The following is a 25,622-nucleotide window of genomic DNA, read 5'->3' as shown; positions in this document are numbered from 1 at the left end:
TGTACGTGGCAGTGCCGTGAATTTGACGTGCATGACCTCTTACTCCCCCATCGCCGGTGCATCCACCAACGTCGTGCGATTGCGACGCAGCCATTCAAAGCACAAAGCCGTGGCGGCCTGGGCCACATTGAGGCTCTCGGTTTGACCGAGTTGGGGGAGCTTAGTGGTGAAGTCGCACGTGTCGAGGACCAGACGCGAGATGCCATCGCCCTCCGATCCCATAACGAGCGCCACGCGGCCCTCGAATGGCGCATCCCAGCACACATCGGTGGCATGCTCGGTGGCACCACCGACCCAAAAGCCAGCGGATTTGAGGTCTTCGAGCGCGCGGGCTATGTTGGGAACCTGCGCGATCGGCAGGTGCATGATCGCGCCAGCCGACGTCTTGTAGGTGGCGACTGTCACCTCGGCAGCGCGTTTGTTGGGGATGACGACGCCAGAGGCACCCACGACCTCGGCGGAACGCACGATGGCGCCGAAATTACCGGCATCGGTCACATGGTCGAGCACCACAACGAGCGCCGGACGGTCGGCGGGGGCGGCGGCGATGATATCGGAAAGGTCCGCGTAGGGGAACCTGCCCACCTCGAACACGATACCCTGATGCGCCCCGTGACTGGAGATGGCGTCAAGCTGTGCGCGGGGGACGCTCTTGACGTTCACGCCTGCCTCGCCAAGGCCCGCGAGCAACTCACGGATAGCCGGTTCGCCCTCCACTCCCTGGGCGATGAGGGCACGCTTGATGGGAAAGCCCGTGCGCAGCGCCTCGAATGCCGCGCGACGGCCCTCGATGTAGTTCCCCTCTGCAACATGGACGTCGCGGCGTCGAGGAGCCGCCTGGGATTGCGTGGTTCGCTGGACATCGCGGGACTGCTGGCCGCGGGCCCTGACGGGGCGCTGCTGCCCTGCGGACTTCTGATCGTGACTACGCGGCGTCTTGGAGCGGCTCTCATTGACGCGCTTCGGTTTGCCCTGATAGTCTCCGCCCCTTTGCGGGCGCTTCCCCTGTGCCATCTCGGCCCCCTTCGCTATGAATCATTCAGCGACATTGTCACATCCCGGCGTGCAAAACTGCACCCATCCCCAATTTACACACGAGCGCCGCACCCGGGGTCGGATGCGGCGCCCGACGATTGAACGGCAAGACGGCGTGCCCAAATCCTCGCTTCCTAGGGTGCCCCAGATTGCCCCGAAGGAGGAGGGAGGACGCCTTAGGGCGCCGACCGACGAGTGAGGGGCAAGGTGGGGTGCCCTAGGAAGCGAGGTGTTTGATGCGGGAGCCGGAGGCGGTATCCTCTATCGCCAGCCCCATGTCGCGCAGCTGGTCACGGATGGCGTCAGCGGTCCCCCAGTCCTTCGCGGCACGGGCCGCGGTGCGGGCCTCGAGGATCTTCTCGGCGGCTTCGTCAATATCGTCTCCCGTATAGCCCGTAAGGCCAGCGGCCACGCCAAGCAGGCCAACCGGAAGCGGCTCCTCGATCACGGGAAGCTCGACGCCCAGCTGCGCGAGCGCGCCGGAGATCACGGCAGCGCACACGCGGGAGGCGTCCTCGTCAACAGCACCAGCCGCCTGCTCAAGGTACTTGTTCGCCTCGGTCACGAGCTGGAAGTACGCGGCGACGGCCCCGGCCGTGTTGAAGTCGTCGTCCATGCAGGCCTCGTAATCGGCTGCAGCCTTGCTCATGGCGGCGGTCAGGGCCTCGGCGAGCTCGGCATTCGGCTCACCCTCGGCATGGTCGGCAGCCCACTTGAGGTTGCGGACCGTGCCCGCGATACGCGCGAGCGAGTTCTCGGCGCCCTCGAGGCGCTCCCAGGAGAAGTCGAGCGGGCTGCGGTAGTGGGTCTGCAGCATGAGCAGGCGCAGGGCCGCAGCGGAGTGCTTCTCGAGCACCTCGGCCAGCGTGAAGAAGTTGCCCAGGCTCTTGCTCATTTTCTCGCCGTCAACGAGCAGCATGCCCGTGTGCATCCAGGTGTTGGCAAAACCCTCGTGCCAGGCGCAGGTGGCCTGAGCGCACTCGTTCTCATGGTGCGGGAAGGCGAGGTCGGAGCCGCCGCCGTGGATATCGATCGGGGTGCCCAGATAGCGGTGGACCATCGCGGCGCACTCGGTGTGCCACCCGGGACGGCCCTCGCCCCAGGGGCTCTTCCAGCTGGGCTCGCCGGGCTTGGCGGCCTTCCACAAGGCGAAGTCGAGCGGATCGCGTTTGTCCTCATTCTCTTCGATGCGGGCGCCGACCATGAGGTCATCGATGTTGCGGCCGGACACCTCGCCATACGCGGGATCGCTGCGGACGGAGAAGTACACGTCGCCGTTGTCGGCCGCATAGGCGTGGCCGCCCTCGATGAGCGTCTTGATCATGCCAATCATCGCGCCGATTTCCTTGGTGGCGCGGGGGCGCACGTCGGGGTCGAGCACGTTGGCGGCGCGCATGACACCGATGAACTTGTCCGAGAACTCAGTCGCGACCTCCTCGGCCGTGCGGCCCTGCTCGTTGGCGCGGTTGATGATCTTATCGTCGACGTCCGTGAGGTTCTGGGCGAACGTGACCTCGTAGCCACTCGCGATGAGCCAGCGGCGAATCACGTCGAAGCTGATGAACGTGCGGGCGTTGCCGATGTGGATGTTGTCGTAGACAGTGGGGCCGCACACGTACATGCGGACCTTGCCCTCCTCGATGGGGCGGAACTCTTCTTTTTGATGGGTGGCGCTGTTGTAGATCTTCATAAGCAACTCCTCCTGGGTCGCTCGGGGGCGTTTCATCCGGCGCTCGGACAGTCCTGCGCAAGACGCAGAGTCCGCTGGACTCTGCTTTGCGTGCGGAACTCGCGGCGGATGAAACGCCCCCGAGCGACCTTGGAACCGTATACGTGACAGTCTATACGAGCGGGTGACCTTGCAGAAGCGGGGAGTTCCGCTCCGCCGGGTATAGGTCCGCTCAGGATGCAGAGCAAGATGGCGAATCGCCCAAGGGCAATCATTTTAGATACATCGCTCCAGCAGGCAGACGGACCAGGCACCGATGCCTTCGCCTTTGCCTTCCCAGCCGAGCTTTTCGGTAGTGGTGGCCTTGACGCCGATGTTCTCTACCGAACAGCCGATGGCGCGAGCGAGGTTCTCGCGCATAGCCTCGCGGTGCGGGCCGATTTTGGGTTCTTGGCAGGCGATGGTGCAGTCGGCATCTACGAGCTCATATCCGAGCTGCCGCGCATACTCCATCACCTTGGAAAGTAGCGTCAAAGAGTCCGCGCCCTCATACGCCGGGTCGGTATCGGGGAATAGCTTACCGATATCCCCTCCACGGCAGGCTCCCAAGATAGCGTCAGACAGGGCGTGGGCAAGCACGTCGGCATCGCTGTGCCCGAGCAGCCCCTTGCTGTGCGGGATATCCACACCGCCGATAATGCAGCGGCGGCCCTCAACCAACCGATGCACATCATATCCATGCCCAATGCGCAGATTCGATGCCATGCGACCCCCTGTTCCAACTGTGTGCACGGGCTAAGCATATACCCTGCAACGCTCTTTTCGCCCCATAGCGCGGAATTGACTGGCCACTGGGCACCTTCTCGGACATCTTCTCGAGCTTTTTCGTATCGTTTTCGGAAAAGCCCGAATAGACCGCGTTTTCAAGCAACGCCGAGCTGCGCTTTTGTCTTGGAAACAGAAGCTCTACTCGAAGGAATCGAAATCCAGTACGAAAAACCTCAAGATGCGTTCCCGAATGCGGCACTCAACGCTAAGGAAGCACCTGCATCACGATGGTCAGCCTTGAAGCCGGGCGTGCAGGGCGGCCTCCACTGGGGCAAGGTCCTCGGGCAGCGTCACCTTGAGGTTGTCGCGAGGAGCCTTGAAGCCGCGCACACGGCCGCCCATGCCCTCGACCAAGGACGAATCATCAGTGCCCACAAAGCCCGTGCGATCGGCCCACTCATACGCGCGGCGCAGGGAATCGGCCCAGAACACCTGCGGGGTCTGGACCGTCCAGAATTGAGCGCGAGGAGGAGTTTCGACAAAACACCCTCCTGCATCGATGACCTTGAGGGTATCGACCGCGGGCTGGCCGCACACGACGCCATCGAGTGCATGAAGGTCATCGGAGGCAGATATGGAGCTAATCGATGCGTCCTCGCACCGAGTCGGACTGGGCGCATCACCATGGAGTGCGCAGTCTGCTCCAAGCTCGCGTTTGCCAGAAACGTTCCCACCCGGGTCGCCGAATGCTGGGGCCTGATCGGCGGATACCAGCGCGTCGATCGCCGCATCGATCGTCTCCGGGAGGATCAACGGGCGGGCGGCATCGTGCACCAAAACGATATCGCAGTCTGTGGGAACAGAGTCCAAACCGTTACGCGTGGAATCTTGCCGCTCAGCGCCAGAGGGCGCGAATGCGATGGGCGTCGCGAATCCGAACGGCGCGACGGCCGCCCGATGCATCTCGTCCGTCTTCTCGGGTGGGCATACCACGACGATGCGCTCGACCCGGCTTGCGGCATCGAACGCCTCGAGCGTCCAGGTGATCAGCGGCTTTCCCGCCACATCAATCAACAGCTTGCCGCCCGGGTTTCCAAACCGCGTGCCGGACCCGCCGGCGACGATGATGGCGCAGCCGCGGGCGCGCGTATTTGTATCCATGCATCCCCCTACATGCAAAGCGGCGCAAAGCCGCGCCGCCTCGTCCAAGGTATCGTGTTACGGTTCGCGCTTTCCGCCATGCATGCGCGCGAGCGAGTCCGCGAGAATGGCAGGGTTGTTCACGCCAAAACTTCCCAGGCGATCGGGGTCCTTCTTGATGTCGTCCATGAGGTCCTGCAGCGAGCCGTACTCGTCCACGATCCGCTCCGCAACGCCATCGCGAACAACCGAGACACGAGAAAGCGTACGCAGCCCCAGCGGCGACATAACGGAATCCTCGTCGAGGTCCTCGTACCCCAGAGCGGCGGCGACTTTGCTGGGGCTCGTAAGGTCCTGGGCCGACATGTCGGAGAACATCACGCGGATCCGCTCGCTGTTCTCCTCGGAAGCATCGGCGGCGTAGTCGCGGATCATCAGGTTGTATTCGGTCTCCATGCTTGCGCCGGCGAGCTGCTCGAGCTGCATCTGCACGAGCTTGCCCTGGTTGCCGAGCTTGGTGATGCAGCTTTGGAGCTCGACCTTCGCTTGCTCCATGATCTCGAAGCTGGAGAAGATGCTCGTGATGTCAGCGAGGGTGACGTAGTCGTCCAACTCGAGGGCGGTCAAGCGGAGCAGCGCACGGTCGAGCGAGGAGCGCGTGGTCTGGAGCGTGGACACGAGCTGATTGACCGAGCTCATGATCTCGGTGACGGGCTGAATCTGGTAGGAGCGGCCGTCAACGTACACATTCACCACGCCGCGGCGCTCGGAGACCGAGATGACCGTAGCGTTGGTGAGCACGCTCATGCGTGCGGCGGTACGATGACGCATGCCCGTCTCACTCGTGGCGAGCGACGGATCGGGATTGAGGTGAAAGTTGGCGCGCAGGATCTTGTTGAGCCCACCGTCGATGACGATGGCACCGTCCATCTTGGAAAGCTCGAACAGGCGGTTGCTCGTGAAGGAGATGTTGAGCGGGAACCCATCGTTGCCGGCGGCGAGGACGGCCTCAGTGTCGCCCACGCAGATAAGGGCGCCGATGTGACCCGCGATGATCATGTCGAGCGCGGTGCGCAGCGGCTGACCGGGCGCAGTGAGGCGTACGGCCTCCTTCATGCGATCTTCTGTGCTCTTCTGTTCCACGACGAACCTCCTCGATTACACGCTTGTCCCATTGTCGCATGAATCGCGCAGTGTCCGAAGGATTTGCAGAAAAGCTACTCAGCGCGAAAAACTGGACCCGTGCGCCTTTGGGGAACACCCCTTTGGCACACGGGTCCAAATCGCATCCTTGCGTTTACTGCGCGCCCGCGCCGACGCTGGTGAGGCCACCGGCGCTATTGGTCTTGCGCGGAGCACTCGTGGCGCGACGCGGAGCGGAAGGTCCAAAACCGGCACCCAACGCGCCAACCGCACGGGGTGCGGGGATCTCGCCCGTCGTATGGCTGAACACGAACTTGTCATCCGCCACATCGCAGAGCACCGTGTCACCGGCATTCCACTCCCCCGCCAGCAGCTCCTCGGAGAGCGGATCCTCAATCAGCCGTTGGATGGCGCGGCGCAGCGGACGGGCCCCGTTGGACAGATCGGTACCCTCGCGCACGATCTTGTCGAGCGCCTCGTCGGTGAGCACGATGTTCATGCCGTTGGCAATCAGACGTTCGCGCAGGTCGGCAACGAGCAGCTCGGCGATGCGCGTCAGGCTCTCGCCCTGCAGCTTTTGGAATACCACGATGTCGTCCACGCGATTGATGAACTCAGGCCGGAACAAACGCTTGAGCTCGCCCATCGCCCGGCTCTTGATCTCGTTGGCGGTGAGACCGGCCTCGCCCGTGGTGCCAAAGCCCACGCTCGCGTCCTGCGCGATCTCGCGTGCGCCGACGTTGCTCGTCATGATGACGACCGTATTGCGGAAGTCCACCGTCTTGCCCTGGCTATCGGTGAGGCGTCCCTCATCGAGCACCTGCAGCAGTATGTTGAAGATGTCCGGGTGCGCCTTCTCGATCTCGTCGAACAGGACGACCGAGTACGGGCTGCGGCGGACTGCCTTGGTGAGTTGGCCGCCCTCCTCGTGGCCCACATAGCCGGGAGGCGAACCGATGAGCTTGGAGACCTCGTACTGGCTGCCGAACTCGGACATATCGAAGCTGATGAGTGCATCCTTGCTGCCGAACAGATATTCGGCGAGCGTCTTGGCGAGCTCGGTCTTGCCCGTGCCCGTGGGGCCGAGGAAGATGAACGAGCCGCCCGGGCGGCGGGGGTCCTTGAGCGGGCTGCGACTGCGGCGAATGGCCTTTGCGACGGCGGCAACGGCCTCGTCCTGGCCGATGATGCGCGTCTTGAGGGCGCTCTCGCACGCAAGCAGGCGACGACTCTCGTCCTCGGTGAGCGACGAGACGGGAACGCCCGAAGTCACGGACACGATGTCGGCGATCTGCGGCACATCGATGACGATGGGGCTCGCGTCGAGCTCCGCAGTCCAAGCGGCGCGGGCCTCGCCCAGGGCAATCTCAGCAGCCTGCATTCGCTCCTTGAGCTCTGCGGCCTTGTTCATGTCGTCGGCAGCGGTCGCCTCATCCATGCCCGCCCTGAGCTCGGCAACGCGCGCCTCCGCCTCGCGAACCGCCTCGGGGGCCTTGTTGCGGGCAATGCGCGCGCGGGCGCCGGCCTCGTCCATGAGGTCAATCGCCTTATCGGGCAGGAAGCGGTCTTGGACGTAGCGGTTAGACAGGCTCGCGGCCGCCTCGAGCGCCGCGGTCGTGTACCGAACATGATGATGCTCTTCGTATTTGGGGGCGAGTTTGGCGAGAATCGCCACCGTGTCCTCGACGCTCGGCTCATCCACATCAATCGCCTGGAAACGTCGCTCGAAAGCAGGATCCTTGGCGAGGTACTTGCGGAACTCCTCGGCCGTGGTGGCACCGATGATCTGGAAGGCGCCGCGGGCGAGCACAGGCTTGAGCATAGAGCTTGCGTCGATGGAGCCCTCCGCCGAACCCGCGCCGATGAGCGTGTGCATCTCATCGATGAACAGGATGATGTCGTCCGCCTCGGTTGCCTCGGCGATCACGTTCTTAAGGCGCTCCTCGAACTCACCGCGATACTTGGCGCCGGCGACGAGCCCGGGCAGGTCGAGCGTCCAGACGTTCTGGTTCATAAGGTTCTCGGGCACGTTGCCCGCCGCGATCTCCTGTGCCAGCCCCTCGACGATCGCGGTCTTGCCCACGCCCGGATCACCCAGAATGAGCGGGTTGTTTTTGGTTCGGCGGGACAAGATCTCCATCATGCGGGAGATCTCCTTTTCGCGCCCGATGACCGGATCGAGCTTGCCGGCGCGCGCTTCCTCGGTGAGGTTGGTCCCGAACTGCTTGAGCGTGCTTTCGGTCTTGCCGCCCGCCTGCCCCTGCGCTCCTCCGCCAAAAAACGGCAGCCCCGCGCCCGGGCGACCGGAACCGGCGCCCGCAAGGGGGCGCTGTTTGCCTTGGTCGTTTGACGTGAGCTTTTCCACAGCGGTGCGCACACTCGCGGCGGAAACGCCCAAACGGCGCAAGATGTCCATCGCGACGCCGTCGCCCTCGCTCACAATGGCGAGCAGCAGGTGCTCCGTGGAAACATAGGTCTGGTTGTTCTCGCGCGCCAGGCGGAAGCTCTTTTCCATAACCGAGATCACAAGCGGCGTGAACGCGAGCTTGGCATCCTCGGTCTCCTGCTCATCCGCCTTCGAACTGCGGATTTCCTTAAGCTGCTCCAGGACGTCATCGTACGTGATCTCGAGGTCGCGCAGGGCCTCGGCGGCAATGCCCTCTTGCTCCTTGGCGAGCGCGAGCAGCAGGTGCTCGGTGCCGACCTTGGTGGTCTTGAGGGACTTGGCCTCCTCTTTCGCAAGTGACATGACCTTGCGTGCGCGGTCGGTGAATCGATCCAACATGCGTGTACCTCTTACGTGCTATCTCAGACGTATTAGTTTTGGTCTGTACCCTTTAAGGTTCACCATCATACCCGATAGCAGCTCAATCGTTGAAGTGACACACACGGACGCAACGCGCTTCGTAACGAAACCTCAAGATCAACGGGGGGCGAGCCCATTTGCGCGAGCACCGTTCCTTTTGGAGCCGCGCAACATGACGCCAAACGAATCAACGCCTCCGGTAGCCCGTGGGCTTACCGGAGGCGCGATGATGAAGTTGGTAGGGACGTCCTCTTCTGTTGCAACTGGAATACGTCCCCAACTGAAAATCCGCGCTACGCGGCGAGGCGCTTGAGCACGTCGACGAGCAACGTGTAGAAGCGCTCGGAGGAGGCGAGCTCCATGCTCTCGTCGGGCGTGTGGACGTCCTTGAGGGTTGGGCCCACGGCAATGGCGTCCAGCCCGTCGAGGGCCTCGGCGAACAGACCGCACTCAAGGCCGGCATGGATGGACTCGATGCGCAGCTCGGTGCCGAACAACGTGCGGTAGTTCTCGAGGAAAACGTCGCGCACGGGCGAGTGCTCGGCATAGCTCCAGCCCGGATACTCGTACTCGAACTTGGCGTCGAAGCCCAGAACGTCGGCGAGCGTCTGCAGGCGGTCCTTGAACTCCTCCTGCAGGGAAGTGATGGAGGAACGCGGGGACAGCAGAATCGTGGCCTCGTCGTCGGAAGTGGCGACCACGCCGATGTTGGAAGAAACGTCCACGGCACCGCCCGCCGCGAGGTTGCGGCGCATCACGCCGTTGGGCGCGAGGCGAAGGGTGCGCACGAAGGCGAGCGCCGTGTCCTCGTTGATGGCCTCGACCTCGGCGTCGTCGGCGATGGCGAGGGCGCAGGAGAAGCCGGGGTCGTAGACCTCGAGCTCCGCGGAGACGGCATCGGCGATGCTCCGGGCAAGTTCGGCGCCCGCCTCGGCGGCGGCGTGATCTTTGTAGACAAGGACCGCCTTGCATTCGCGGTTGATGGCGTTGTCCTTGGTACCGCCGTTGAAGCTCACGAGGGCGGGTTCGCCGGCAGCCATGAGGCGCTCGACGATGCGGGCCATGATGAGGTTGCCGTTGCCGCGCTCAAGGTGGATATCAGCACCGGAGTGACCGCCCAACAGGCCGGAGATCTCGAGCGTGAGGGTGCTGCCGGACTTGTGCTCGCGCGTGATGGGACGGGTGTAGGTGACCACGACGCCGCCGGCGCAGCTCACGGTGGCAACGCCCTCCTCCTCGGAGTCGAGGTTGATCATGATGCGAGCGTCGATCTGGGACTTGTCGAGGGTCTCGGCGCCCACGAGGCCGGACTCCTCATCGGTGGTAAAGACGCACTCAAGTGCCGGATGGGCAAGCGCATCATCATCGAGCACGGTGAGCATGAGGGCGACGGCGATACCGTTGTCGGCACCGAGCGTGGTGCCGTTAGCAGTAAGGATGCCGTCTTTGACAACCAGGTCGATGCCGTCCTTCTCGAAATCGTGCTCGACGGACCCGAGCTTGTCGCACACCATATCGATGTGGCCCTGCAGCATTACGGCGGGTTTGTCCTCGGCGCCTGCGGAGGCGGGCTTCTTGATAATCACGTTATATACGTCGTCCTGGTACACCCATAGGTCGCGGTCTTTGGCGAACGCCACCAGGTAATCGCTGATGCCCTTCTCATTGCCGGAGCCGCGCGGGATAGCGCTGATCTCCTCGAAGTAATGGAATAGCTTGGCTGGTTCGTAACCGGTGATCTTGTAGTCCATGGTGCCTCCTTGGAACAACGTCAGTGAATACTTCACATACGGTTTTGTATATTCCCAAAGATCAACGCGCCAAACCAGCACGCGCCCGCAGACGCTTCCGTGATGTCGCTAGACGGCGGCAGCGGAATCTCCTCGCGCACGTTGAAACCCCTGATTCCTCACAGTTTTAGGCCGTTTTCTGTGAGAAATCGACGGTATCAATGTTCCGACAGCCGCATGGGACGACCGCGCGCCAAAGGGGGACGTGCCCCTTTAGCGCGCTTTGGCGTGCATGTGCCACGATGAACGGACTACGTACGTGGATTGCGCGACTCGATGAGGTATACAACGAGTGCGCTCAAGACAAGCACGATTGCAATCGCTGCAAATAAAATGAGGTAGTTGACGTTCATCCACGGCTGGTCACTCGTATACACAATTGAGCCAAATTCCCCCGGTAACATCGCTCGCATCGAAGCCTGCGCCTGGACAATCGGAGCGATGGAATCCAATACGAGAGGATTGAAGATGATGACACCTCCGGGCAGCGTGATGACGCCGACTACTGACGTATACCACATGAGCAATGCATGCAGTAAAGGTGCCGCAACTGCAGGCAACGCATGCGGCCATGGATTACGGCGAGCACGTGCTGAGACGATTTGCACGATAAGAAAGACTGTCGCCACCAGGACGACCTCCATGTTGAACATAAGCATGTCGAAGGTCCGCAGATTCACCATGTACCAGGGCAGCCAGCCTCCCGGGGGTTTGCTGCCAACCCGGTACGCCAAGTGCGCGGCGAGCACCACGGCAAGCGCTACGAGCATCAGGGCGAAAAACCTCACGACGACGAGCGCCGTAGGCAGCCGCGGACACTCGGGCGCGACGCCGTCACAAAACGCGTTGATCGCCGCATCGAAGGACGACACGCTGGCGGTGCCCAGCAGCATTTCGACTGGATCGCCGCCCGAGGACTCGCACTCCGCCAGCATGAGCAGATTGTCGTGCAAGATGCCCTCGCGTTGAGCCGTGGTGAGGCCACGGCGGGTGAGCTCGGTCCGGATGCGCCGAATCGCGTTTTGCGCCGACTTGGATGCCAAGGCGCACTCGAGCTTTGCATTGCGCACACGCAGGGTGATGATGGTCTCACGCATGGGTCTTCCCCGCCTTCTCCTCGATACTCTCGCTCATTTCGAATGTTGGCCTGGACACGCTGCCGAGCGCTTTCCCAGCTGCGCTGCCGGGCTCCTCCCCCAGTACGCTCTCCACCACGTCGGACAGCTTCGCGAACTCCTCGGCGAACGCGTCGATCTCCGCCGCGCCCTCGGGCGTGATGCGGTAGTACTTGCGACGCGGGCCCATCTCGGACTCGCGGTACGTCGAGGAGATGAAGCCCTTCTTTTCCAGGCGCATGAGCAGCGGGTACAGAGTGCCCTCGGCAATACCCGAAAGCCCGCACGATGCAAGTGTGCCCACAAGCTCGTACCCGTAGGTCTCCCCTCGCCCGACAAGCGCCAGCACGCACCCCTCGAGCACGCCTTTCAACATCTGCGATGAGGTCATGGAGTGCCATCCTTCCCTTCGCTCCCGTATGTGCGAGGCATTCCAAACAACCGCTCGTACACCTCTCGCGCGCCCCCGCTCTCCGCATCGAGTGCAGCACGAATGAGCGAGCCGTCTTTGATGGCCAGCATGGTATCGCAGAGTTCGTCGAGGTTGGACAGAATATGCGATGAGAGTAAGATGCTCATTCCCTGCAACGCCAAGCGCTTCATGATGTACGTATTGAGCGCCACGTTACCAGGGTCCAATGCGTTCATGGGCTCGTCAAGCACCAGATAACGAACACCCGTACAGTACGCCACCGCAAGCGCCAACTGCTGCTTCATGCCCGAGGAATACGCGCGGACGGGCTTGTTGAGATAACCCGTAAGACCGCACAGCTCGATGAGCTTGCGCGTGTCCACCTTATCGGGCCACAGTGCTGCGGCGAGCTTGATATGGTCCGCCGCCGAAAGGTTGGGGTACAGCAGTCCTGCATCGCAGGGAACGTACAGCACCAGCCTGCGAAACGCCGCTTGCGCCGATGCAATGCCGTTGGCATGCACGCTTCCCGCACGTCGCGTCCCGCTCAACGCCACCATGGCCTCGAGCAACGTCGTCTTGCCCTTGCCATTCGGCGCTATGAGTCCCGTGATCGTGCCCGGGGGCAGCTCGCATGAGGCGTTGTCAATCACCACATGGGTTCCGTATGATAACAAGACTCCCTGGACGACCATGCCGCTACCGGACGAAGCGGGGCGGTGGGCATCCTTGCGAGCAAGCGCCCGGCCTCGCACAGCGACAGCGCCAAAGGCAATTGCAAGGGCCACGAACGCCCACCCCAACAGTACGACAGCCGCCAATCCAAGCGTAAGGCGCTCGTCGTTCAGCTGAACCTGATTGGGCCAATAGTTCGCACGACCCGCCACGTCCATAAAGTCGTTCAAATATGAAAGCGGATTGTATGGCGCGATTACCTCGAGCATGGCAGATTCATTATTCACGCTTTCGACGCCGGGGAGCGACCCCATCGCCATATACGCCTCGACCATCGGCCAAGCCAGGAGCAAGCAAACCGTCACAGGGGCGACAAACAAGATTCGCCTCGGCACGACACGGGCTATCGCATGAGTGAGAAGCGTGGAAAACATGGCCGCTAGAAGCAGCATTAGTAGGGCACGGGGAACAATTTCTCCCACCGACCATTCGCGCACCGCTGTCTGGGCCTCGCCCAACACATTCACTACTGGATAACTCGCCTCGCCGAAACCATTGACGAGCATGGGGATAATGAACGAGGGAAGGGCGATAAGGATGATTGCGCCTACCGAGAGCACCGAGAGCACAAGGATCTGACCCGCCATCGCGGTAAAGCACCCCAAGGGAGCTTGAGCGAGCAGGCATCTGCCACTCACCGAGCGGTTGAGCAGTACCGCCAGCACAACCGAAGGCAACACCCACATGAGCAGGGGAAGCGAGCTGTATGCCGCAGCGAAATAGAACAACGCAGGAGCCTCGCGGTACGTTTCGAATATGCGCGAGTCTTCTTGCTGGGAGAGCAGGGTGAAGAACTGGTATTCCGACTCGAGACTCTTCTCGGTGGGGCCGATCAGATTGCCCGCCCTGAATGATTCGAGGTCACTCGCGAGAAGTTGGGCGCGTAGACGGGCGTACTCCGCCGGATCATCGGTCAGGCTCGCCCGCGTCATGAGGCTCAGTTCCTCTTTCATCTGCTCGCGGAACTCGGGCGGAGCGGAGTCGTACGCACCTTCCTCAATGCTCTTGCGCCTCTCTCGCAACGCGGTATCGAGCTGCTCCGCTCCCAGGAAGTAGCCCATCGTGTCGTCGCCTTTGATAAACGGAGCCGCCAACATGAGTTGGCACACCAGGATAACCAACCACAAAACAGGATTCTTCACCATGACTTTTACCAATGCCTGCATGTAACGCAACATGTGCACCACCGCCTTGAGCCGCTCTTCCGCAAAGCTACTTTGCCTTACTAGGTAGTAGCTACATAGTAACGCTAAGTAGCTTATGGCGGGCGCGAAACCGTTCACCGCTCGGCAGACGGCGAAGCGTATGGTCCGTTACCTGATACACTTATGCTATACGTATAGCGTCAGGAGGAGCCATGGAAGCGACAATGCAAATGAACACACGCCTAGCACGCTCGATAAAAGTCGGAGGCGACGCGGTCTTGAGCCAGTGCGGCTATAGCCCCAGCCAGGCCGTTCGGGCGCTTTGGACATATCTATGTGACCACCAGGATGTGCCCCCGTTTATGAAGGAGGCCGAGGCATGCGATATAGACGCAGACCGACAAAGGAAGCTATCTCTCATCCATGACGGCGCCGGCTTGGCAATCAGGGCCGCACGACAACACGGCTACACGGGTCCCACCGGCGACCTGTTAGGGGAAAAGACCTGGCATCAGCTGCGCGACGAGATGTACGACGACATGATCGGCGAGATGGAGGCCCGATGCGTGTATCCGGCAAAAACCTCAGCCTGATAATCGACACCAACGTGTGGATCGACTACTTCATGCGAAGCGAAGTCGACGCAGGCGCATCAGAGCGCTTGCTCGAGGCCGCCATCTTGAGCGAGACGACCCTGCTCGTTTGCCCCACCACCCTAAAGGACGTGTTCTACATCCTGCCGAGGCGATTTCGACAGCAGGATATGCGTGAGGGCAAAGCGGGCCCATCATACGAACCCGTCGCATGGGCATGCGTCGAGCGCATCCTTGAGCTCGCCACGCCAACGCCCCTCGGTCTTTTTGAATGCACCATGGCGCGGTCTCTGCGAGATAAGTTCGGAGACCTGGAGGACAATCTGGTTCTCGCATCGGGCGAATCCGCGCAAGCGGATTACATCGTCACGCGCGATGCCCCGCTGCTGCAACGCTTCCCCGAGGCATGCATCACCCCCGACCGAGCACTGGAGCTCATTTCATAGCGAAAGGCCGTTCGAGCAGCTCGAACGGCCTTTCACAAAATGGTGCAGTTGGGGTACGTCCCCAACTGCACCATTTCGTGCGAAAGAGGAGGGCGCACACCTTGCGTGCGGCGCCCGACGATTGAACCCGAAGGCGGGGTGCCCCGTGCGAAGCTAGGGTTTTCCAAGTGCCCGATATTGACGCGAAAGCGGGGGCGCGTACACCTTAGGGTGGCGCGCCCCCGCTTGAACGGCAAGATCGGGTGCCTGGGAAAGCCTAGTACAGCTTGGCGCCGGCGGGGATGCTGTCATCCACGATCAGCACGTTGAGGCGCTCGGGGGTCTCGTCGCCCTCTGCCTCGGCATGGACAGCGGAGATGATCATGCCGCAGCTCGGGATGCCCATCATCTTGCGCGGGGGCAGGTTGGTGATGGCGATGAGCGTCTTGCCGATCAGGTCCTCCGGCTCGTAGTAGTCGTGGATGCCGGACAGGATAGTGCGGTCGGTGCCGGTACCGTCGTCCAGGGTGAAGTTCAGCAGCTTCTTGGACTTGGGCACGGCGACGCAGTCCTTGACCTTCACGGCGCGGAAGTCGCTCTTGGCGAAGGTGTCGAAGTCGACGAAGTCCTCGAACAGCGGCTCGACGACCACCTTGGAGTAGTCGACCGTGGGCTTCATGGGTGTGAGGAACGGACTCGCGGCGCCCGCGGCCTCGGCCATCTGGGCGGCCTTGGCGGCAGCGGCGCCGGACTTGGAGCCCTTCTCGGGCTTCATGTGCGGGAACAGCAGGACGTCGCGGATGGACGTGGAGTTGGTAAGCAGCATGACCACGCGGTCGATGCCGATGCCGATGCCGCCCGCCGGGGGCATACCGTACTCGAGGGCGCGCACGTAATCCTCGTCGTACTCCATGGCCTCATCGTCGCCTCCGGCCTTCTCCTCCATCTGCGCGGCGAAGCGCTCGGCCTGATCGACCGGGTCGTTGAGCTCGGAGAACGCGTTGGCGTACTCGTGCGCGGCGATGAACAGCTCGAAGCGGTGCGTGAGACGCGGGTCGTCCTCGTGGCGCTTGGCCAGCGGGGACACCTCGACCGGGTAATCCACGACGAAGGTCGGGTTGATGAGGATGGCCTCGCCCAGCTCGTCGAAGAGCTCGGCGATGAGCTTACCGGCGGTCCACTCGGGCTTGTACTCGATGTCGTGTTCGTCGCAGGCGGCACGGAGCTCCTCGACGGGAGTGTCGATGGTGACCTCGCGGCCGAGGACCTCGGACACGACGTCGGTCATGGGGCGAGACGGCCACGGGGAGAACAAATCGATGGCCTGGCCCTGGTAGTCGATCATGCCCTCGAGGCCGATGGCGCGCGCGGCGGCCTTGATGACGCCCTCGGCGAGCTCCTTCATGCCCTCGAGATCGGAGTAGGCGCGGTAGGCCTCCATGGTGGTGAACTCAGGGTTGTGGGTGAGGTCCATGCCCTCGTTGCGGAAGATGCGGCCGATCTCGAACACGCGCTCGTAGCCGCCCACGAGCAGGCGCTTGAGGTGCAGCTCGGTGGCAATACGCAGGTAGTTCTCCTGGTTGAGCGCGTTGAAGTGCGTGATGAACGGCTTGGCGGTGGCGCCGCCTTGGATGGACTGCAGGATGGGGGTCTCGACCTCCATGTAGCCGTTGTCCTCCATGTAGCGACGGAACGCGGAGACGATGGCGGAGCGCTTGCGGAAGGTCTCGCGCACACCCTCGTTCACGATGAGGTCGACATAACGCTGGCGATACCTGGTTTCCTTGTCGGAGAGACCGTGGAACTTCTCGGGCAGCGGACGCACGGCCTTGGAGAGCAGCTGCGCCGTGCGCGGGGCGACGGAGAGCTCGCCGCGCTTGGTGCGGGTCACCTGGCCGGTCGCCTGGACGATATCGCCGAGGTCGAGCTCCTTCAGCACCTCCCAGGACTCCTCCTCCACATCGTTCACGCGGCAGAAAAGCTGGATATCGGCGGAGGGGTCGCGCACGACGATGAACATGATCTTGCCCTGGCCGCGCTTGGCGACCACGCGGCCGCCAATGGTGACGACCTCGGGAGCAAACTCCTCATTGGCAAGCCCCTCGTAGCGCTCGAGCAAATCGGCCGCGTGGTCGGTCACGCTGGAGTGCTCGGGATAGGGGTTCTTGCCGGCGGCGTACAGGGCGGCGCGGTCGGCGAGACGGCGGGCTCGCTCGTCATTCAGCGTGTTGACGGCCTCGGTGGCAACGAGGTTCTCGGCCATGCGAACAGCTCCTCTCATACGACGGAATCGGGTCCGTCGGACAGTGATGGTCAACGGGAGACGCGGACATCGTCCCCGCCATAAGCAACGTAAACGAAAACCGCCCCCCAGCGCCATGAGGCGCCAGGGAGCGGAACGAGCGCTAGGGTTCTACCGGAAATACGGAGCGCGAACCCTAGCGCGTGATCTTGGCGATGGTGAAAACGCGCTTCTTGCCAGATGCAAGCACGACCTCAACGCTCTCGCCCTCGGCATGACCGATGATGGCACGGCCGACCGGAGACTCGTTGGAAATCTTGTGCTCAAGCACGTTGGTCTCGGTGGTACCGACGATGGTGAAGTCGGAGACCTCGCCGTCGCCGTCAATCAGCGTCACGATGCTGCCAATGGAGACGATCGCATTGGAGCCGGCGACGGCGTCCTGAGCGTTGGCGAGTGTGGCGCGAATCTCGGCGATACGGGCGGCGTTGCGGGCCTGGTCTTCCTTGGCCGCATCGTACTCGGCATTCTCGGAAAGGTCGCCGAACGCACGGGCCTCTTTGATGTGCTCGACGATCTCCTTGGCCTTCTCACCCTCGAGATAGGCGAGCTCCTCTTCGAGCTTCTTGCGGCCTTCGGCGGTCAGTACGATCTGGCTTGCATCCATGCGTCGAACTCCTCTTCTTATTGTGCAGAATAACAGCAAAGCGACCGGTGAACCCAAAGCGGGTCAACCGGCCGCGATCAACCCTTTTGCGAGCGGGTTACTCGGCGTCCTTGGCAGCGGCTTCCTTCTTGGCCTTGGCCTCGGCGAGCTGAGCCTCGAGCTGGGCGACCTCGTCGTCCTCCTCGACGACTTCGGCGTCCTCGGTGGTGGACTCCTCGCCAGACATGCCCTCACGGATGTTCTTGACGGTCTTGCCCAGGGACTTGCCGAGTTTAGGCAGGTTCTTGGGACCGAAGATCAGCAGGGCGACGATCAGGATGACAACCCACTCAAAACCTTTAGGGAACATACATTTCCTCCCAGAAACTTTCCGTTTGGCGTGAACGGCGAAACACCGTGCGCGTTACAGCTCGAATGAGTATAACCCGCCGCCATGGCTCTGCACAACATCCGCCTATTTTACACGGGCGATCGAGGCCCTTCGTAAGGACTCGGTAAACGGCTTCTAGACAATCTATGGGGCCTTGCACGCTTCTTGCCATATGCCAGCATTCGCAGAGCCCCTTACGCAACAGGGCCGCCCGAAGGCGACCCTGTAAAAATCGATGGTCGGGTTGACTGGATTTGAACCAGCGACCCCCGCGTCCCGAACGCGGTGCTCTACCAAGCTGAGCCACAACCCGAAGCTTCGCTATAGTATCAAAGCCTCGGATGAAAATCTAGCCCACAGCGATAATTGGTCCAGTTTTTTCCATCTTCGCAGCTTGCGCCCACCAACCATGCTCCTTCATGGCCGCGATGCCAATCTTTTCGGCCGCCATCTGCGTGTTGCACACGGCAAAGACGGTCGCGCCGGAACCGCAGACATCGACCGCGCGGACGTCGGGCTGCTCGCGCATCCAGTCCACGATCTCGCCGATCTGGGGGCACAGTTCGCGCGCGATCGGTGCAAGGTTGTTCGAGACATGCTCGAAGATGGCCTGTTCGTCGTGGGACCGCATCGCCTCGAGCATGGGCTCGAGCGGGCCGGACGCAACGGGGGCCTCGTCGAATCGGCGGTATGCCTCGACCGTGGACACGCCACCCGTCATGGGTTTGACCAGAGCCACAGGAGTGCCGGTGAGCGGGCGGAACAACTCGCTCATGCGATCTCCGCGTCCATCCAGGTGGGCGGGTGGCCCGTAGAGGAAGAACGGCACATCGGCGCCGATGGAACGAGCCACGGCATCGATGCGTCCATCACGCGGGTCAACACCCCAATAGCGGCAGATACCCATGATAGTCGCAGCGGCGTCGGTGGACGGACCACCGAGTCCTGCGCGGATGGGAATATGCTTGTCAATGAGGATGGCGAAGTTCGGTTCGCGATCGAACGCCTTGCCCATCGCGACTGCGGCCTTGTAGGCGGTGTTGCTCTCCTGCGGAAAATCGGCCTCGGGCACCGTCTTGACCATGAGGCGATCGGACGGCGCGATGGCCAAGGTGTCCGTGAGGTCGAGCGTCGTCATGACCGTATCGACACGGTGGTAGCCGTCTTCGCCAGTGCCCTCATGAACCCCCAAGTACAGATTGATCTTGGCGGGCGCGGTGATAAGCATGAACCGGCCCTGCGGGGCTATGGTGCCCTGCGCACGAGCGGTTGCGCGATACGGGTCGAACGCCGGGTTGGGCACAGTGCCCGTCATTTGACCGGTCGCCGACATCTAGTGCTCCTCGAGCTGCGTGCCAAGCGGGGTGAAGATGTGCTCGCCGCTCTCGGGGTCGAACAGCTCGACCGTACCCGTGAGCACGTCGACGTACTGATACGACTGGCGGGACTTGCGACCACGACGCTCGTCGACCTCGATGATGAACACGGCAGGGTGCACGCCCTTGATGACGCCCATGCGCTCGATAACGCGGGTTCGGCCCATGTTGGCCTTAACCTTCACACGGTCGCCGACCATTCCAGCAAGCGCATCCTGAATCTCCGCGACGTGGTTAACTTCCAGCTCTTCCATGCTATAGCCTCCGTTGGGGCGCAAAAGTACAGATTGCACCCAAAATATACAAACGCTGGAAGTATAGCAGGGAGACGGCGTGTCCCTCAAGGTCACGCCGGCCATGGGCACAACATTGCCTATGGCACGGGGGAGATTGCCTATGACGTTCGTCCCTTTGGACTTGCGAAAAGGATGTTTTCCATAGGCAATCTCCCGGTGGGCATAGGCAATCCCGGCAATCGGTGTGCCGGGGTGGGTGTCGATTCGTCTTGCGAGTTACAGCTCGTCGGTGTCGAGGACGATGGTGAAGGGGCCGTCGTTGACGAGTTCCACCTGCATGTTGGCTCCAAAGCGGCCTGTCGCGACGTGCGGCACATCGGCTCGGGCGAGACTGACGAAGTACTCGTAGAGCTCCGTTGCTTGCGCCGGGGGCGCGGCCTCGGTGAAGGACGGGCGGCGGCCCTTTTTGCAGTTGGCGAACAGCGTGAACTGCGACACGACGAGAACCTCGCCCGCTACATCGTCGAGGGCGAGGTTGGTCTTGCCTTCCGCGTCATCGTTGATGCGCAGGGCAAAGATCTTGCCCCAGAGCTTCTCGGCAGTCTCACGCGTGTCGGCATGACCAACGCCGAGCAAGATGAGGTACCCGCGGCGTATGGACCCCACGAGCTCGCCGCCAATGCTCACACGGGCATGAGACACGCGCTGGACGACGGCGCGCACGTCAGCGGCCCTCCGCCGCGGCGTCGCCCGCCGAGCCGACGAGCTGGCGCGAGAGGTCCTGCAACGCGTGGAACCTATGGCTGATGGCGTTCTTCTCCTCTGGCATGAGCTCGGCCATGGTCTTGCCGGGCGTGTCGTCCGGCAGGAACAGCGGGTCGTAGCCGAAGCCGTGGTCACCGCGGCCCTCATGGCCGATAGTACCCTCGCAGGCTCCCGTGCCGGTGAGGACGGCACCCGAGGGCTCGATGAGGGCGATGACGCTCATGAACCGTGCGGTGCGCTCCACATCCGGCGTATCACCGAGATTCCTCAGGAGCTTGGCATTGTTCGCGGCATCGTCACCGTGAACGCCGGCATAGCGGGCGGAATAGACGCCAGGTTCTCCGTCGAGCGCATCGACCACGAGGCCGGAGTCGTCGGCGATAGCGGCGAGCCCCGTCGCCGCGACGGCGGCCTCGGCCTTGATGATGGCGTTCTCCACGAAGGTCGTCCCGTTCTCCTCCGGGTCCTCGAAGTCCCCGAGTTGTCCCAGGGCGACGAAGCGGACCTCGGGCAGGACCGCGCCCAGAATCGCCTCGATCTCCGTGAGCTTGTGGGCGTTGCCCGTCGCCACCACGATGGTGCGCTCGGAGTCGAGGGTATCGATGTCGATCTTATCCAGCGCCATGTGCGCCTCCTGTCCTCTCATGTGCTCTGTCGATTTACGTGCGCCCGGACGGGCGTCTGATGGGTCGAGTGGGAACCTGGGCGCCCCGCATTCCTCAGTCGCGGAAGGCCGTCACGTCGTTCTGCAGGTCGATGAGCTCCCGTATGCCGAGCTCCCCGAGGTCGATCAGCCGGTTGAGGCGCGCGCGGTCGAAAGGCGTCTGCTCTCCGGTGCCCTGGATCTCGATGATCTGACCGGAATCCGTGGCGACGAGGTTCATGTCGATCTCGGCATGGCTGTCCTCGGAATAATCGAGGTCGAGCAGCTCGCAGCCGTCCACGAGGCCCATGGAAACGGCGGCGACCTGGCCGGTGAGGGGTAGACGGGAGATCTTCCCCGCCTCCACCCAGGCCATGAGCGCGTCGTGGAGCGCGACCCAGGCGCCGGTGACGCTGGCCGTGCGCGTACCGCCATCGGCCTGAATAACGTCGCAGTCCACGGTGACGGTGCACTCCCCGAGGGCCTTCATGTTCACCACGGTGCGCAGGCTGCGGCCGATCAGGCGCTCGATCTCCATGGAGCGGCCCTTGCGGCTATTCGTCTCGCGACGAGTACGACGATTGGTGGACGCGGGAAGCATGGCGTACTCCGCAGTGACCCAACCCTGGCGGCTCGCCTTGCGCCAGCCGGGCACGCCCTCCTCGATCGTGGCGGCGCATAGCACCTTCGTATCGCCGAATTCAACCAGGCAGGAGCCCAGTGCGTTCTTCATGACGTCGCGGGTGAGATTGACGGGGCGCATCTCGTTTGCTGCGCGGCCGTATGAGCGGTCGATGAGCATGCGGTCCATGGATTTCGTTCCTTTCGATCTGAGCGCGCATGGCGCGACACGTACCTGTGAGTCGTATATGGGTTGGGGTCTCACCAAACGCGGGCAGCCGACTTCAGGCTGACGGGCGAACGGCACTCAACGTTCGCGGCCCGCCTCGGTCTTGCCCACGGGGCGGTCCCCGCAGCGGTCCCTACAGCCCGCGAAGCTCGTCGAGTGCGATATGCTCGATGCTCTTGAGCGGTTGACCGAAGATGAAGCTGCCGGCCGCGGCAAACTCGGCAATGTTGTCGGACGTGGTGGCAAAGCGATGCTCGGGACGGACGGGCTCCGGCGCCAGCTGGTCGCGGCGACGCAAGATGTCCTCGAGCTCACGCGTGGTCTCCTCCGCAGAGGACACAACGCGCACGCCCGGGCCGAGCGCATGACGAATGGGTCCTGCAAGCAGCGGGAAATGCGTGCAGCCCAAGACCACGGTATCCACCTTGGCCCCGCCATCGACAATCGGCGCCAACGTGCGCTCCACTTCCACGCGGTTCTCCGGCGTGTCGAAGATGTCGCCGTCTTGGAGCCAGCGCTCCTGCAGGTGGGCCCCGGTGGCAAGCTCACGCTCGACCATCTCGACGAAGCTGGGAGCGGGGCAGCCATACACGTCGACGCCCGCGTCCAAGTCCTGAATGGCGCGCGTATAGGCACCGGTACGCACGGTGAGCGGCGTGGCGAGCACGCCGACCTTGCGGGTGCGGGTCGAATTGATGGCGGCGCGCGCTCCGGGCGCGATCACGCCGATCACGGGTACGGGCAGGATCTGCTGTGCGATGCGCAGACCCGCCGCCGTCGCGGTGTTGCAGGCGATCACCATGATCTTGATGTCGCGCTCGGCCAGCCAGCGCCCCGCCTGGAGGACGAACGAGCGGACCTCCTCCTCGGAACGCACGCCATACGGGCAGCGCTTGGTGTCACCCACGTAATAGATCGATTCATGCGGCAGCGCCTCGGCGATGCAACGTGCCACCGTGAGCCCACCCAAACCGGAATCGAATACACCGATCGGTCGTTCGCTATCGAGCATCAAACGCTCTCCCCTCTTGCCGTGCCCACCGTGCGGAGCGGCACCGTGTGATATTTCGCCTGCGCGATACGGGGCAATCCCGCGTGGTCTTTCTACGCCTTAGCCGCCAGCAGGGCGTTCGCCATCGCGATCCAACCCTCGACGACTTTGCCGCGCGTGATGTAGACGTTGTCGTTCTCCTCGATGAGCGCGGGCGCAGCCGGGTCCTTGAGCGCATTTTCCACGCACACGAAGGTCCCCACGTAGGGGGCGGCGAGGAAGTCGGACTCGGAATCGCCGATGGCGAGGGTCTCGGAGCGGTCGATGCCGCACAGCTCGCAAAAGCGCTCGATGCCGCGGCCCTTGTTGAGGCCGGCGGGCATGATGTTGAAGGCGCGACCGGGACCGTCCTCGCCGAGGTCGAGGGTGGTGGGCTTGGACACGTGGGTGAGATAGCCGTTGTTGCCCCACACGAGACCGAGCCCGGCGACGTCGATCATCGCCTGTGCCTGATCGTCCGGCACCTCGCCGCGCATGCCGACGGTGACCTCGCGGTACTTGATGCCGTTGGCCATGTCGTTGTGGTACTCGATGCGCCCCGGCCAGCGATCGATGATGCCCTGGCACACGCCTGCCCGCTCGATGACCTGATGCGGTGTGAGGCCGCAATCGGGGTCGTAGGGCATGTCGCCGGTAAAGTACTCCCACCGGTTCGCCTTCAAGTCGAGCATGAGCAGGCCGCCCATCTCGCCGATGTAAGAGTTGAAACCGAGGATGCGGGAGTCCTCGTGCATCATCACGCGGGCACGGCCGGAACACGGGATGATCTCGATACCGGCGCGCTTGAGGGCGACGATGGCCTCGACGAGTGTGGTTGACGGGTTGCCGTCGTTGTCCGAGAGGGCGCAGGAGCCAGGCGCCAGCATAGTGGCGTCGAGGTCGGTGAAGACGTATTTCACGCGGGCGAGCTTGTCGTGCAGCCCACCCGTGGGTTCGCACGGCAGGACGGGATAGTTCGAGAGGTCGAAGTCGCTCATGGCAGCCTTTCTCGCGATGCAGGTTCGTCCTCACCATCATAAACAAAAATGCGAGGGCACTCTCTGCCCCCGCGTTCAAAAACATGGGTGGGCGATGAGGGATTCGCCGGGCGGCTGGCGCCGCCCTCCTCCCGCCGCGGCGCTCGCGCGCCTTGCGGGCTGCGCTGGAAAACGGCTCGCGCCGTTTCCTCAGCTCCGCACCCCGAACGGGGTTCGAATCCACGCAATTCAAACGAAAACGCGGGGGCGCCGTGACCCCCGCGTTGACGTTCTATGGTGGGCGATGAGGGATTCGAACCCCCAGCCTTGTGCGTGTAAAGCACCTGCGCTAACCGTTGCGCCAATCGCCCGTGGGTGAACAGTATAGCGGCAACTAGGCCAAAACGCGAGTGAGAGCGGAAATGAGCCGGTCGATATCCGCAGTACCGCAGATGAGCGGGGGTAGGAACCGCAGCGTATGCGGGCCCGTAGCGTTGATCACGAAGCCCTCCGCGAGCATCGCCGCCACCACATCATGGGCATCTCCCACATCCTCGGCGATATCGCAGCCCACCATGAGGCCGATGCCACGCACCTCGCGAACCGCATCCAAGCTGCCAAGACGCTCCGCAAAATAGGCTCCCACCTCGGCGGCGCGGTCGTCATATGCGCCGAGCGTGAGTTCGCAAAGCACGGCTGCCGCCGCCGCAACTGCCAAGCAGCTCCCGCCGAACGTCGACCCGTGGTCGCCGGGACGGAACACGTCGGCAATCTCCTTCTTGGCCACACACGCCCCCGCCGGAACGCCGCCGGCGATACCCTTTGCCAGGCTCATGATGTCGGGCTCTACCCCGAGAACCTGGAACGCAAACGGTTTGCCGGAGCGGAAGATGCCCGTCTGGACCTCATCGGCAATGAGCAGCGCTCCATGCTCATGCGCCACGTCGCGCGCTGCCTCCATGAACTCGCGCGTGAGCGGATGCACGCCGCTCTCCCCCTGGATGGGTTCGAGCATGACGGCGCAGATCTCATCGCCCAGGGCATCGAAGATGGCCCTCAGCTCATCAACGTCGTTCGGCGTGCACGCCGCAAAGCCGCCCGGCAACGGCCGGAAGCTATCCTGCAGCCAATCTTGCATGGTCGCCGCGATGGTCTCGAGCGTGCGCCCGTGAAAACCGCCGCGCAGGCACACGATCGTGTTACCGCCGTTGCCGACACGCTTGGCGTACAGGCGAGCGAGCTTCATCGAACCCTCATTTGCCTCCGCACCCGAGTTCGCAAAGAATGTCTTCCACACCTGCTCGCCCTCCGCCGGGGCAGACGCGGCGCGCACCGCCTCCTCATCACCTGCATCCATGGCATGAGCCAATGCCCGCGCACCCTCCACATCGCCGTTGGCAAGCTTGGAGATGAGCGCCGCCACCTCGCCTCGATGCTCGATATAGAAGTAGTTCGACACGTGCGCCAGCCGATCCGCCTGCTCCCCCACGGCACGCGAAACCGCCGGGTGCCCATGACCCAGGCAGCACACGCCGATTCCCGCGAGAAAATCAAGGTACTCGCGTCCCGCGTCGTCGACGAGCGTCATGCCGTGACCGCCGACGAACTCTACCTCCGACCTGCCGAAGGTGTGCATTACATATGAAGACTCGAGCGTCTGTTGAGCCGCAAGCGACATACGCCTCCCCTT

The 25,622-nt window shown here is 62.9% G+C and carries 23 protein-coding genes and 2 tRNA genes; 2 read left to right on the top strand and 23 right to left on the bottom strand.

What is annotated here, in order from left to right:
• Positions 1 to 39: 39 nt before the first annotated feature.
• The 10 genes from rlmB to Q5Q88_RS01625 form a co-directional block, all read right to left on the bottom strand.
• Positions 40 to 1,014 carry a 23S rRNA (guanosine(2251)-2'-O)-methyltransferase RlmB gene (gene rlmB / locus Q5Q88_RS01670; protein ID WP_302741405.1) on the bottom strand — a complete coding sequence of 325 codons (975 nt, stop codon included), beginning with the start codon at positions 1,012 to 1,014 and terminating at the stop codon, positions 40 to 42.
• Positions 1,015 to 1,252: 238 nt separating this feature from the next.
• A complete protein-coding gene (cysS, locus tag Q5Q88_RS01665; protein WP_302741404.1) occupies positions 1,253 to 2,725 on the bottom strand; it encodes a cysteine--tRNA ligase in 1,473 nt (490 codons plus the stop codon).
• A 255-nt stretch (positions 2,726 to 2,980) separates the two neighbouring features.
• A complete protein-coding gene (gene ispF, locus Q5Q88_RS01660) occupies positions 2,981 to 3,469 on the bottom strand; it encodes a 2-C-methyl-D-erythritol 2,4-cyclodiphosphate synthase (RefSeq protein WP_118654308.1) in 489 nt (162 codons plus the stop codon).
• 294 nt (positions 3,470 to 3,763) lie between these two features.
• Positions 3,764 to 4,633, bottom strand: a complete 870-nt coding sequence (locus tag Q5Q88_RS01655) for a 2-C-methyl-D-erythritol 4-phosphate cytidylyltransferase (RefSeq protein ID WP_302741403.1) — start codon at positions 4,631 to 4,633, stop codon at positions 3,764 to 3,766.
• A 57-nt stretch (positions 4,634 to 4,690) separates the two neighbouring features.
• A complete protein-coding gene (disA, locus tag Q5Q88_RS01650) occupies positions 4,691 to 5,755 on the bottom strand; it encodes a DNA integrity scanning diadenylate cyclase DisA (RefSeq protein ID WP_118654310.1) in 1,065 nt (354 codons plus the stop codon).
• A 154-nt stretch (positions 5,756 to 5,909) separates the two neighbouring features.
• Entirely contained in the window at positions 5,910 to 8,540 is a 2,631-nt protein-coding gene (locus Q5Q88_RS01645) for an ATP-dependent Clp protease ATP-binding subunit (RefSeq protein WP_302741400.1), read from the bottom strand.
• A 314-nt stretch (positions 8,541 to 8,854) separates the two neighbouring features.
• A complete protein-coding gene (locus Q5Q88_RS01640) occupies positions 8,855 to 10,312 on the bottom strand; it encodes an aminoacyl-histidine dipeptidase (RefSeq protein ID WP_302741398.1) in 1,458 nt (485 codons plus the stop codon).
• Positions 10,313 to 10,602: 290 nt separating this feature from the next.
• Complete coding sequence (locus tag Q5Q88_RS01635) at positions 10,603 to 11,448, bottom strand: hypothetical protein (RefSeq protein ID WP_118654313.1); 846 nt, start codon at positions 11,446 to 11,448, stop codon at positions 10,603 to 10,605.
• Positions 11,441 to 11,857 carry a PadR family transcriptional regulator gene (locus tag Q5Q88_RS01630; RefSeq protein WP_118654314.1) on the bottom strand — a complete coding sequence of 139 codons (417 nt, stop codon included), beginning with the start codon at positions 11,855 to 11,857 and terminating at the stop codon, positions 11,441 to 11,443. Before Q5Q88_RS01630 ends, Q5Q88_RS01635 begins: the two co-directional genes overlap by 8 nt.
• A complete protein-coding gene (locus tag Q5Q88_RS01625; protein ID WP_118654315.1) occupies positions 11,854 to 13,791 on the bottom strand; it encodes an ATP-binding cassette domain-containing protein in 1,938 nt (645 codons plus the stop codon). Before Q5Q88_RS01625 ends, Q5Q88_RS01630 begins: the two co-directional genes overlap by 4 nt.
• A 191-nt stretch (positions 13,792 to 13,982) precedes the next feature.
• Between Q5Q88_RS01625 and Q5Q88_RS01620 the strand changes: the two genes are divergently transcribed.
• Together Q5Q88_RS01620 and Q5Q88_RS01615 are read left to right on the top strand one after the other, a co-directional pair.
• Positions 13,983 to 14,351: a hypothetical protein gene (locus tag Q5Q88_RS01620; protein ID WP_302741393.1), complete on the top strand. Its 369-nt coding sequence runs from the start codon at positions 13,983 to 13,985 to the stop codon at positions 14,349 to 14,351.
• A complete protein-coding gene (locus tag Q5Q88_RS01615; RefSeq protein WP_118654317.1) occupies positions 14,321 to 14,797 on the top strand; it encodes a PIN domain-containing protein in 477 nt (158 codons plus the stop codon). The genes Q5Q88_RS01620 and Q5Q88_RS01615 overlap by 31 nt, the downstream gene beginning before the upstream one ends.
• A 256-nt stretch (positions 14,798 to 15,053) precedes the next feature.
• On the opposite strand, the gene lysS is transcribed toward Q5Q88_RS01615, so the two are convergent.
• The 13 genes from lysS to Q5Q88_RS01550 all read right to left on the bottom strand — a co-directional run bounded on the left by lysS (position 15,054) and on the right by Q5Q88_RS01550 (position 25,610).
• Positions 15,054 to 17,039 (bottom strand): lysine--tRNA ligase, encoded by a 1,986-nt coding sequence (lysS, locus tag Q5Q88_RS01610; protein WP_294158096.1) that lies wholly within the window; start codon positions 17,037 to 17,039, stop codon positions 15,054 to 15,056.
• A gap of 175 nt (positions 17,040 to 17,214) precedes the next feature.
• The gene (gene greA / locus Q5Q88_RS01605; RefSeq protein WP_118654319.1) at positions 17,215 to 17,685 is read right to left on the bottom strand and encodes a transcription elongation factor GreA; all 471 of its coding nucleotides are present in this window, start codon (positions 17,683 to 17,685) and stop codon (positions 17,215 to 17,217) included.
• Between the two features lie 97 nt (positions 17,686 to 17,782).
• Entirely contained in the window at positions 17,783 to 18,034 is a 252-nt protein-coding gene (locus Q5Q88_RS01600; RefSeq protein WP_118654320.1) for a twin-arginine translocase TatA/TatE family subunit, read from the bottom strand.
• 257 nt (positions 18,035 to 18,291) lie between these two features.
• Positions 18,292 to 18,368 (bottom strand) — tRNA-Pro (locus Q5Q88_RS01595).
• Positions 18,369 to 18,404: 36 nt separating this feature from the next.
• Positions 18,405 to 19,388, bottom strand: coding sequence for a 4-(cytidine 5'-diphospho)-2-C-methyl-D-erythritol kinase (gene ispE, locus Q5Q88_RS01590; protein WP_302741388.1), 984 nt, complete (start codon positions 19,386 to 19,388; stop codon positions 18,405 to 18,407).
• Positions 19,389 to 19,685 (bottom strand): Veg family protein, encoded by a 297-nt coding sequence (locus Q5Q88_RS01585; RefSeq protein ID WP_118654321.1) that lies wholly within the window; start codon positions 19,683 to 19,685, stop codon positions 19,389 to 19,391.
• A 258-nt stretch (positions 19,686 to 19,943) separates the two neighbouring features.
• Positions 19,944 to 20,390: a D-aminoacyl-tRNA deacylase gene (gene dtd, locus Q5Q88_RS01580; protein WP_118654322.1), complete on the bottom strand. Its 447-nt coding sequence runs from the start codon at positions 20,388 to 20,390 to the stop codon at positions 19,944 to 19,946.
• Position 20,391: 1 nt separating this feature from the next.
• Entirely contained in the window at positions 20,392 to 21,057 is a 666-nt protein-coding gene (gene rdgB / locus Q5Q88_RS01575; RefSeq protein WP_118654323.1) for an RdgB/HAM1 family non-canonical purine NTP pyrophosphatase, read from the bottom strand.
• Positions 21,058 to 21,151: 94 nt separating this feature from the next.
• Positions 21,152 to 21,886, bottom strand: a complete 735-nt coding sequence (rph, locus tag Q5Q88_RS01570; protein WP_118654324.1) for a ribonuclease PH — start codon at positions 21,884 to 21,886, stop codon at positions 21,152 to 21,154.
• Between the two features lie 172 nt (positions 21,887 to 22,058).
• Positions 22,059 to 22,937 (bottom strand): glutamate racemase, encoded by an 879-nt coding sequence (murI, locus tag Q5Q88_RS01565; RefSeq protein WP_294122419.1) that lies wholly within the window; start codon positions 22,935 to 22,937, stop codon positions 22,059 to 22,061.
• A gap of 92 nt (positions 22,938 to 23,029) precedes the next feature.
• Positions 23,030 to 23,953 carry an HAD family hydrolase gene (locus Q5Q88_RS01560; protein WP_118654326.1) on the bottom strand — a complete coding sequence of 308 codons (924 nt, stop codon included), beginning with the start codon at positions 23,951 to 23,953 and terminating at the stop codon, positions 23,030 to 23,032.
• 274 nt (positions 23,954 to 24,227) lie between these two features.
• Positions 24,228 to 24,303: transfer RNA gene (locus Q5Q88_RS01555), tRNA-Val, on the bottom strand.
• A 23-nt stretch (positions 24,304 to 24,326) separates the two neighbouring features.
• Positions 24,327 to 25,610 carry an aminotransferase class III-fold pyridoxal phosphate-dependent enzyme gene (locus Q5Q88_RS01550; RefSeq protein WP_118654327.1) on the bottom strand — a complete coding sequence of 428 codons (1,284 nt, stop codon included), beginning with the start codon at positions 25,608 to 25,610 and terminating at the stop codon, positions 24,327 to 24,329.
• Positions 25,611 to 25,622 lie beyond the last annotated feature (12 nt).

Origin of the sequence: uncultured Collinsella sp., assembly GCF_959026545.1 — a bacterium.
GTDB lineage: Bacteria > Actinomycetota > Coriobacteriia > Coriobacteriales > Coriobacteriaceae > Collinsella.
Note: the sequence above shows the minus strand (reverse complement) of the source record. Positions and strands in the feature narration are given on the sequence as shown.

What these genes read in the sequence shown, in the direction of transcription:
- Q5Q88_RS01625 (WP_118654315.1), bottom strand. Translation starts at nt 13,791, where the DNA reads ATGTTGCGTTACATGCAGGCATTGGTAAAAGTCATGGTGAAGAATCCT.
- ispF (WP_118654308.1), bottom strand. Translation starts at nt 3,469, where the DNA reads ATGGCATCGAATCTGCGCATTGGGCATGGATATGATGTGCATCGGTTG.
- Q5Q88_RS01585 (WP_118654321.1), bottom strand. Translation starts at nt 19,685, where the DNA reads ATGGAAGAGCTGGAAGTTAACCACGTCGCGGAGATTCAGGATGCGCTT.
- Q5Q88_RS01615 (WP_118654317.1), top strand. Translation starts at nt 14,321, where the DNA reads ATGCGTGTATCCGGCAAAAACCTCAGCCTGATAATCGACACCAACGTG.
- cysS (WP_302741404.1), bottom strand. Translation starts at nt 2,725, where the DNA reads ATGAAGATCTACAACAGCGCCACCCATCAAAAAGAAGAGTTCCGCCCC.
- Q5Q88_RS01655 (WP_302741403.1), bottom strand. Translation starts at nt 4,633, where the DNA reads ATGGATACAAATACGCGCGCCCGCGGCTGCGCCATCATCGTCGCCGGC.
- Q5Q88_RS01600 (WP_118654320.1), bottom strand. Translation starts at nt 18,034, where the DNA reads ATGTTCCCTAAAGGTTTTGAGTGGGTTGTCATCCTGATCGTCGCCCTG.
- Q5Q88_RS01645 (WP_302741400.1), bottom strand. Translation starts at nt 8,540, where the DNA reads ATGTTGGATCGATTCACCGACCGCGCACGCAAGGTCATGTCACTTGCG.
- greA (WP_118654319.1), bottom strand. Translation starts at nt 17,685, where the DNA reads ATGGATGCAAGCCAGATCGTACTGACCGCCGAAGGCCGCAAGAAGCTC.
- rlmB (WP_302741405.1), bottom strand. Translation starts at nt 1,014, where the DNA reads ATGGCACAGGGGAAGCGCCCGCAAAGGGGCGGAGACTATCAGGGCAAA.
- Q5Q88_RS01630 (WP_118654314.1), bottom strand. Translation starts at nt 11,857, where the DNA reads ATGACCTCATCGCAGATGTTGAAAGGCGTGCTCGAGGGGTGCGTGCTG.
- Q5Q88_RS01640 (WP_302741398.1), bottom strand. Translation starts at nt 10,312, where the DNA reads ATGGACTACAAGATCACCGGTTACGAACCAGCCAAGCTATTCCATTAC.
- Q5Q88_RS01635 (WP_118654313.1), bottom strand. Translation starts at nt 11,448, where the DNA reads ATGCGTGAGACCATCATCACCCTGCGTGTGCGCAATGCAAAGCTCGAG.
- rdgB (WP_118654323.1), bottom strand. Translation starts at nt 21,057, where the DNA reads ATGGCGCTGGATAAGATCGACATCGATACCCTCGACTCCGAGCGCACC.
- rph (WP_118654324.1), bottom strand. Translation starts at nt 21,886, where the DNA reads ATGGACCGCATGCTCATCGACCGCTCATACGGCCGCGCAGCAAACGAG.
- lysS (WP_294158096.1), bottom strand. Translation starts at nt 17,039, where the DNA reads ATGGCCGAGAACCTCGTTGCCACCGAGGCCGTCAACACGCTGAATGAC.
- Q5Q88_RS01620 (WP_302741393.1), top strand. Translation starts at nt 13,983, where the DNA reads ATGCAAATGAACACACGCCTAGCACGCTCGATAAAAGTCGGAGGCGAC.
- Q5Q88_RS01550 (WP_118654327.1), bottom strand. Translation starts at nt 25,610, where the DNA reads ATGTCGCTTGCGGCTCAACAGACGCTCGAGTCTTCATATGTAATGCAC.
- murI (WP_294122419.1), bottom strand. Translation starts at nt 22,937, where the DNA reads ATGCTCGATAGCGAACGACCGATCGGTGTATTCGATTCCGGTTTGGGT.
- ispE (WP_302741388.1), bottom strand. Translation starts at nt 19,388, where the DNA reads ATGTCGGCGACCGGTCAAATGACGGGCACTGTGCCCAACCCGGCGTTC.
- Q5Q88_RS01560 (WP_118654326.1), bottom strand. Translation starts at nt 23,953, where the DNA reads ATGAGCGACTTCGACCTCTCGAACTATCCCGTCCTGCCGTGCGAACCC.